General features: G+C 41.2%; 2 protein-coding genes. Both read left to right on the plus strand.

Translation table 11 applies throughout. The features are described 5' to 3' along the window. Window positions 1–128: 128 nt before the first annotated feature. The gene (locus B147_RS0108450; protein WP_020586773.1) at window positions 129–416 is read left to right on the plus strand and encodes a hypothetical protein; all 288 of its coding nucleotides are present in this window, start codon (window positions 129–131) and stop codon (window positions 414–416) included. 91 nt (window positions 417–507) lie between these two features. Further along, window positions 508–1,809, plus strand: coding sequence for a hypothetical protein (locus B147_RS0108455; RefSeq protein ID WP_020586774.1), 1,302 nt, complete (start codon window positions 508–510; stop codon window positions 1,807–1,809). The last annotated feature ends 11 nt before the right edge of the window (window positions 1,810–1,820 follow it).

Here is a 1,820-nt window from a genome sequence, read left to right on the forward strand (position 1 = left end):
AGGGAACTGCAGTTCCGTTTGAAATATTATGAGGAAGAACTGTTCCAAAAAGTACAGATCGTTTTTAACCGCAATAATTTAAACCCGGTCGGTGTNCCGGGATAACACTCAACAAAGGAGTTTAAAAAATGGCTGTAACAGCAGAAAAAATGTCAGACGAAAAAAAGGTTGTTCCCATGGCGAACATTCCCATGGGCTTAACCGTAAAAGGGCTGCTCATAGAAAAAATTGCCGGGACCACTTCCAAAGGTGATGAAACCTTCCACCTGGGCGTTGCCGTCAGAAGCTTGGAAAAAGTTTTGAAAATAAAAGTTTCCAAGGAAATTTTTGATAATTCAACGGAGATGACACCCTATTCCCATTCCATCTCTTTTCAGGAATTCAACGGCCGCGTTTACTGGCAGGAAATCGACTAATGCGGACAACCCGCAACCCATGTGCCGCTCCTCTTTTTCCTGTTTTTCAACATGAATTGAGGAGTACGGCACTGATTTGGACGAGTGTTTTATGAGCAACTCTTCTTGGGGCGAAATGAAAAAATTATTTTGGTTTTCAATAGGTTTTTGTCTGCCGTTTATTTGTTTCAATCTTGCTTATGCTGTTACTCAATGTTTTGAAGGCGAAACAACTGCTGACTGGAATTCTTATTTGCAGTCAAGGGTTGATTACTATGAAAGCCTTTATCCAGCATATGATTTTACAGTTGAAACTTGGTCCGGGGATTGTAGTGGATGTGTTAATGCATGTAATGTTTCGGCAAAAATAGTAACTTTGTCTCACGGTGTTTACCATTGTGACACTGAATACATTTGTGGTGTTATCGCTGATTCTTCCCCCACTGATTCAGATAGTGACGGCATCCCAGACGGTTTAGACGCCTATCCGGACACCGACAGTGCCTATCAATTCCGCATTATGTCCAATTATTTTGATTCCCAAGGCAATTGTGTCGCTCAATTAATCGTAACCAGTGACGGGGATTATATCCTTTTAGGAGATCTTACAGCCGATGAAATTGAAGCGGGAGTATCAGCCGGCACCTATACATCAACTTTTGTTAATAGTCCAAATTGGATTAATTCATCAGACTTAAAAGAAGATGATGCCAAAGATATTTACTCTAATGGTCAGTCAACCAAAAAGGTTACGTCAACAGAAGCAGGGGGATTAAATGATCAGGCAAGTGAAGGAACAAAAGCAGATACCCCTACCATTGGAGATGTACCCCCCTCAACCGGATCAGAAGATGGTGACTCGGATTCAGATTCTTGGAGAAAAATTGTCGGTAATTCCGATTCATCCAACAAAAATCTTGAAAAGATTGGGCAATATTTAGGAATTGGCAATGATTTATTGGCTAAGATCGAAAAAGGCGTTAATGGGTCCGGGTCGAGATCCGGTGAAAAATCCGGTACACCCACTGCGGATGAGATCGGCCAAGCGGTTGAAGATGAGTTGATAGATCCCAGCCAAACAATAGACACGACCATTACAGACAATATCTCGGACCTGGACGAAACAGAGACTTTAACTGCAATCAAAACCAAATATTCTGAGAGATATGATCTTTTCATAACCACGTTAAAAGAATCAGATCTTTTCAGCCTTCCTTTTGACATTTTTACCGGTCCGTCCGGATCAGGTTCTTCTATACAAACGGTTGATATTGGAAAATGGGGCTCCTCAAGCGAACAAACGGCCTCCATAGATTATTCGGACTACGATAATATCTGGCAGATCTTACGATCCGTTCTTCTGTTAGTGACAAGCTTTGCATGCTTTAAAATTCTGGTTCTGAAAAAGGGATAACATGATTAATA

Source organism: Desulfobacter curvatus DSM 3379, assembly GCF_000373985.1.
Taxonomy (GTDB): domain Bacteria; phylum Desulfobacterota; class Desulfobacteria; order Desulfobacterales; family Desulfobacteraceae; genus Desulfobacter; species Desulfobacter curvatus.

What these genes read in the sequence shown, in the direction of transcription:
- B147_RS0108450 (WP_020586773.1), top strand. Translation starts at nt 129, where the DNA reads ATGGCTGTAACAGCAGAAAAAATGTCAGACGAAAAAAAGGTTGTTCCC.
- B147_RS0108455 (WP_020586774.1), top strand. Translation starts at nt 508, where the DNA reads ATGAGCAACTCTTCTTGGGGCGAAATGAAAAAATTATTTTGGTTTTCA.